This is a genomic window from Marinimicrobium sp. LS-A18 (assembly GCF_000463525.1).
Classification (GTDB): Bacteria; Pseudomonadota; Gammaproteobacteria; order Pseudomonadales; family Cellvibrionaceae; genus Marinimicrobium; species Marinimicrobium koreense.
The window spans coordinates 1-6,389 of record NZ_AWEP01000011.1; the positions used below are offsets into that span (position 1 = coordinate 1).

At 52.9% G+C, this 6,389-nt stretch carries 1 protein-coding gene, 2 tRNA genes and 3 rRNA genes; all 6 read right to left on the reverse strand.

Annotation, left to right across the window (positions count from 1 at the left end; genetic code table 11):
- Window positions 1-327: 327 nt before the first annotated feature.
- Window positions 328-443 (reverse strand): 5S ribosomal RNA (gene rrf, locus N645_RS0116340).
- A gap of 200 nt (window positions 444-643) precedes the next feature.
- Window positions 644-3,532 (reverse strand): 23S ribosomal RNA (locus N645_RS0116345).
- 268 nt (window positions 3,533-3,800) lie between these two features.
- Window positions 3,801-3,876 (reverse strand) — tRNA-Ala (locus tag N645_RS0116350).
- Window positions 3,877-4,103: 227 nt separating this feature from the next.
- A tRNA-Ile gene (locus N645_RS0116355) sits at window positions 4,104-4,180 on the reverse strand.
- A 152-nt stretch (window positions 4,181-4,332) separates the two neighbouring features.
- Window positions 4,333-5,866 (reverse strand): 16S ribosomal RNA (locus N645_RS0116360).
- Together the 16S, 23S and 5S rRNA genes with 2 tRNA genes alongside form the textbook arrangement of a ribosomal RNA operon.
- 310 nt (window positions 5,867-6,176) lie before the next feature.
- Window positions 6,177-6,389, reverse strand: a 213-nt coding sequence (locus N645_RS18430; protein WP_238559298.1) for a hypothetical protein, incomplete at its 5' end; no start/stop codon positions are given.

Genomic DNA, 6,389 nt, shown 5'->3' on the forward strand with positions numbered 1-6,389 from the left:
GTTTGTCGGTTTACGGCCGCTGGCCTAAACCGACCTACGGGAAGGCAAAGACGATGAGTCAGAACAAGGCGCACCCGCAATGGCCGCAGGCCGAGCGAATCGGCGAGGTCCGTAGGACGAGCCGAGGCACAGCCCCACCCGCTGGAGGGGAGCTTGAGTCGGAGGCAGGATGCCGAAGACGACGCCCGAACGGGCGCCCGAAGGGCGGCGGGCAGGACGCCCGCCGTCACCATGACCGTTAGGTCATCGGCAAGCCCCACCGGGAGATTTTCTGGCACACAAGAAAAACGCCCTGCCGGGTTACCGACAGGGCGTTTTAATTTAAGAGCTTGACGATGACCTACTCTCACATGGGGAAACCCCACACTACCATCGGCGCTAAGTCGTTTCACTTCTGAGTTCGGAATGGGATCAGGTGGTTCCAACTCGCTATGATCGTCAAGCAAACTGGTTTGAGTCCGGGTTGGTCTTATCTCCAGGGATGGAGTGTATGCTGAGCATCGTCTGGAACGATGCCAGTATTAACTCGCGGGTGGAGTGCCGCCATTCTCAAATAGGGTGGTGATACAGTAAGTTGTACAGTGCTTTGTCGATTGCGTCTCTGCACAGAAGTCCGGCTGTCGTATTCAGTCGTCTCTGTTATATGGTCAAGCCTCACGGGCAATTAGTACTGGTTAGCTCAACGCCTCGCAGCGCTTCCACACCCAGCCTATCAACGTGGTAGTCTTCCACGGCCCTTTAGGGAGCTCGAAGCTCCAGGGAGAACTTATCTTGAAGGAGGCTTCCCGCTTAGATGCTTTCAGCGGTTATCCCGTCCGAACGTAGCTACCGGGCAATGCGATTGGCATCACAACCCGAACACCAGAGGTTCGTCCACTCCGGTCCTCTCGTACTAGGAGCAGCTCTTCTCAATTCTCCAACGCCCACGGCAGATAGGGACCGAACTGTCTCACGACGTTCTAAACCCAGCTCGCGTACCACTTTAAATGGCGAACAGCCATACCCTTGGGACCGGCTTCAGCCCCAGGATGTGATGAGCCGACATCGAGGTGCCAAACACCGCCGTCGATGTGAACTCTTGGGCGGTATCAGCCTGTTATCCCCGGAGTACCTTTTATCCGTTGAGCGATGGCCCTTCCATACAGAACCACCGGATCACTATGACCTACTTTCGTACCTGCTCGACGTGTCAGTCTCGCAGTTAAGCTGGCTTGTGCCATTACACTAACCTCCTGATTTCCGACCAGGATTAGCCAACCTTCGTGCTCCTCCGTTACTCTTTGGGAGGAGACCGCCCCAGTCAAACTACCCACCATACACTGTCCGCGATCCCGATAAGGGACCTGCGTTAGAACCCCAAACATACCAGGGTGGTATTTCAAGGTTGGCTCCACGCTAACTGGCGTTAGCGCTTCAAAGCCTCCCACCTATCCTACACAAATAGGCTCAGAGTTCAGTGTAAAGCTATAGTAAAGGTTCACGGGGTCTTTCCGTCTAGCCGCGGGTACACTGCATCTTAACAGCGATTTCAATTTCACTGAGTCTCGGGTGGAGACAGCGTGGCCATCGTTACGCCATTCGTGCAGGTCGGAACTTACCCGACAAGGAATTTCGCTACCTTAGGACCGTTATAGTTACGGCCGCCGTTTACCGGGGCTTCAATCAAGAGCTTCGCCGAAGCTAACCCCATCATTTAACCTTCCGGCACCGGGCAGGCGTCATACCCTATACTTCCTCTTACGAGTTTGCAGAGTACTATGTTTTTAATAAACAGTCGCAGCCACCTGGTCACTTCGGCTGCCAACAGCTTAGGGAGCAAGTCCCATCACCGTCAGCAGCGTACCTTCTCCCGAAGTTACGGTACCATTTTGCCTAGTTCCTTCACCCGAGTTCTCTCAAGCGCCTTGGTATTCTCTACCTGACCACCTGTGTCGGTTTCGAGTACGGTTCCTCTTTACCTGAAGCTTAGAAGCTTTTCTTGGAAGCATGGCATCAACCACTTCGCGCTCTAAAAAGAGCACTCGTCATCAGTTCTCGGCCTTAAGAGCCCGGATTTACCTAAGCTCTCAGCCTACAACCTTAAACACGGACAACCAACGCCGTGCTGGCCTAGCCTTCTCCGTCCCTCCATCGCAGTAAAGAGAAGTACAGGAATGTTAACCTGTTTCCCATCGATTACGCCTTTCGGCCTCACCTTAGGGGCCGACTAACCCTGTCCCGATTAGCGTTGGACAGGAACCCTTGGTCTTCCGGCGTGGGAGTTTTTCACTCCCATTATCGTTACTCATGTCAGCATTCGCACTTCTGATACCTCCAGCAAGCCTCTCGACTCACCTTCGCAGGCGTACAGAACGCTCCCCTACCATGCAACAAGTTGCATCCGCAGCTTCGGTTACCAGTTTGAGCCCCGTTACATCTTCCGCGCAGGCCGACTCGACTAGTGAGCTATTACGCTTTCTTTAAAGGATGGCTGCTTCTAAGCCAACCTCCTAGCTGTCTGTGCCTTCCCACATCGTTTCCCACTTAACTGGTATTTGGGACCTTAGCTGGCGGTCTGGGTTGTTGCCCTCTTGACGACGAACGTTAGCACCCGCCGTCTGTCTGCCATAATTGCACTCCACGGTATTCGGAGTTTGCATGGGGTTGGTAAGTCGGGATGACCCCCTAGCCCAAACAGTGCTCTACCCCCGTGGGTGAGATATGACGCGCTACCTAAATAGCTTTCGGGGAGAACCAGCTATCTCCCGGCTTGATTAGCCTTTCACTCCGATCCACAGGTCATCTCCGCATTTTTCAACATACGTGAGTTCGGTCCTCCAGTGCCTGTTACGGCACCTTCAACCTGCCCATGGATAGATCGCCGGGTTTCGGGTCTATTGCCTGCGACTGGACGCCCTATTAAGACTCGGTTTCCCTACGGCTCCCCTATACGGTTAACCTTGCCACAGACAATAAGTCGCTGACCCATTATACAAAAGGTACGCCGTCACGGAACAAGTCCGCTCCGACTGCTTGTACGCACACGGTTTCAGGATCTATTTCACTCCCCTCACAGGGGTTCTTTTCGCCTTTCCCTCACGGTACTGGTTCACTATCGGTCAGTTGGGAGTATTTAGCCTTGGAGGATGGTCCCCCCATATTCAGTCAGGATAACACGTGTCCCGACCTACTCGATTTCACAACAAATGCCTTTTCGTGTACGGGGCTATCACCCTGTATCGCCCAACTTTCCAGAAGGTTCCACTAAGACATAAGTTGCTTAAGGGCTGGTCCCCGTTCGCTCGCCGCTACTAGGGGAATCTCGGTTGATTTCTTTTCCTCCGGGTACTTAGATGTTTCAGTTCCCCGGGTTCGCCTCCCATACCTATGTATTCAGTATGGGATACCCGACTTACGACGGGTGGGTTTCCCCATTCGGAAATCGCGGGATCATAGCGTGTTTGCCAGCTCCCCCGCGCTTATCGCAGGCTCCTACGTCCTTCATCGCCTCCAACTGCCTAGGCATCCACCGTGTGCGCTTAGTCGCTTGACCATATAACACAAACGACTGCTTTACGATTAATCACAACGCTTCATTAAACCGTCACAGTAAACTGTCACGTTTCAATGTAAGTCGTTGCAATCGCCGGACTTTTGTGTAGAGATACACAATCGTCAAATTAATCAGCAATGTACAACTTACTGTATCACCTTGTTAAAGAGCATCTGGCGTAAAAACCAGTCAGTTAACTTCTCTAATCGATTCGTCGATTAAAAAGTCAATTGACTGACTTCTAACAATTAGCAGTAAACGTTGAAAGTGGTGGAGCTAAGCGGGATCGAACCGCTGACCTCCTGCGTGCAAGGCAGGCGCTCTCCCAGCTGAGCTATAGCCCCATTTTAACTTGATCTTTTTCCGTCTGGCGGCGTTGCACTTGTCGCTCGCTCAGTCACTTACCTGATGTAAGCTCCTTCGCTCGCTCCGGCGTGCGCCTTGCCAGCCGAAAAAATCTCGGCGTTAAAACCCTTTTCTGAGTCAGGGTAATTTTCGCGAATTGGTGTTTTTAAAGCCCGCCGCATAGCCTGCTATGCAAGGGATTTAAAAGCGCCGAGTCGCGGAAATTTGGTAGGCCTGGGCAGACTTGAACTGCCGACCTCACCCTTATCAGGGGTGCGCTCTAACCAGCTGAGCTACAGGCCTATAAAACTTTCGTCTTCAAGCTCAAGCGAAAGCCTCAACTAAGTTGAGCCCCAGCCTGCAGCTTATGGCTTGTAGCTTGCAGAGTTATTACTGCTAATCCAGTCGATCAAGCAATGCGTGTGGACGCTTACGAAGCGAAACGGCGTATCGTTTAAGGAGGTGATCCAGCCCCAGGTTCCCCTAGGGCTACCTTGTTACGACTTCACCCCAGTCATGAATCACACCGTGGTGACCGTCCTCTCGAAAGTTAGACTAGCCACTTCTGGTGCAACCCACTCCCATGGTGTGACGGGCGGTGTGTACAAGGCCCGGGAACGTATTCACCGTGACATTCTGATTCACGATTACTAGCGATTCCGACTTCATGGAGTCGAGTTGCAGACTCCAATCCGGACTACGAACGGTTTTTCGGGATTAGCTCCACCTCGCGGATTGGCAACCCTTTGTACCGCCCATTGTAGCACGTGTGTAGCCCAGGCCGTAAGGGCCATGATGACTTGACGTCGTCCCCACCTTCCTCCGGTTTGTCACCGGCAGTCTCCTTAGAGTTCCCACCATTACGTGCTGGCAACTAAGGACAAGGGTTGCGCTCGTTACGGGACTTAACCCAACATCTCACGACACGAGCTGACGACAGCCATGCAGCACCTGTCACTTGGCTCCCGAAGGCACCAAAGCATCTCTGCTAAGTTCCAAGGATGTCAAGGCCTGGTAAGGTTCTTCGCGTTGCGTCGAATTAAACCACATGCTCCACCGCTTGTGCGGGCCCCCGTCAATTCATTTGAGTTTTAACCTTGCGGCCGTACTCCCCAGGCGGTCTACTTAGTGCGTTAGCTGCGCCACTAAGAGCTCAAGGCTCCCAACGGCTAGTAGACATCGTTTACGGCGTGGACTACCAGGGTATCTAATCCTGTTTGCTCCCCACGCTTTCGCACCTCAGCGTCAGTATCAGTCCAGAGTGTCGCCTTCGCCACTGATGTTCCTTCCTATATCTACGCATTTCACCGCTACACAGGAAATTCCACACTCCTCTACCGTACTCTAGCCAGCCAGTTCTAACTGCAGTTCCCAGGTTGAGCCCGGGGCTTTCACAGCTAGCTTAACTCGCCGCCTACGTGCGCTTTACGCCCAGTAATTCCGATTAACGCTTGCACCCTCCGTATTACCGCGGCTGCTGGCACGGAGTTAGCCGGTGCTTCTTCTGCGAGTAACGTCACCCCCAATGGGTATTAGCCATCAGGCTTTCCTCCTCGCTGAAAGTGCTTTACAACCCGAAGGCCTTCTTCACACACGCGGCATGGCTGGATCAGGGTTGCCCCCATTGTCCAATATTCCCCACTGCTGCCTCCCGTAGGAGTTCGGGCCGTGTCTCAGTCCCGATGTGGCTGATCATCCTCTCAGACCAGCTACAGATCGTCGCCTTGGTGGGCCATTACCCCACCAACAAGCTAATCTGACGCGGGCTCATCCAATAGCACAAGGTCCGAAGATCCCCTGCTTTCCCCCGTAGGGCGTATGCGGTATTAGCAGCCGTTTCCGGCTGTTGTCCCCCACTACTGGGTAGATTCCCACGCGTTACTCACCCGTCCGCCGCTGTACTCACCCCGAAGGGCTTTCTCGCTCGACTTGCATGTGTTAGGCCTGCCGCCAGCGTTCAATCTGAGCCATGATCAAACTCTTCAGTTTAAAGAGTGCGATTCTTATTTCAGGCAACTGCAAACAACTACCTGAATACCTCAAGAATCTTAAATCGTGCTCAGACGCTCGTTAACCTTAAAACATCATTACTGATGAATTGATGAGTCACTTGCGTCTGACAATCTTGTGTCGCCGATTGCCTCGCAAGCGCCCACACGCATTGCTTGATCTCACTTTTAAAGAACTCTCGGCGAGGGCAGCGCCTCAACCGTGGGATGCGAATTATACGCATCAAATCCGTTTTAGCAAGCGTTTTTTGAAACTTTTTTGTCGACTCCGAAGAGCGTCAAAAACCTTCTCAAAACGCCGAACCCAAACACCGCTTCGCGGCCTTCGTGATTCGCTCCTCATCCGTCAGGAGCTGCGCATTATACACTTTAACTTTTGCTTGTAAACCCTTAATTTTCAAAAAGTTTTTCAAGCAGCGCCTCGTCCTTTTGGCTTGCCCTTCACTCCGGAAGAGGCGCGAACTATACGGATATGATCCGGGGCGCGCAAGTACTTTTTGAAA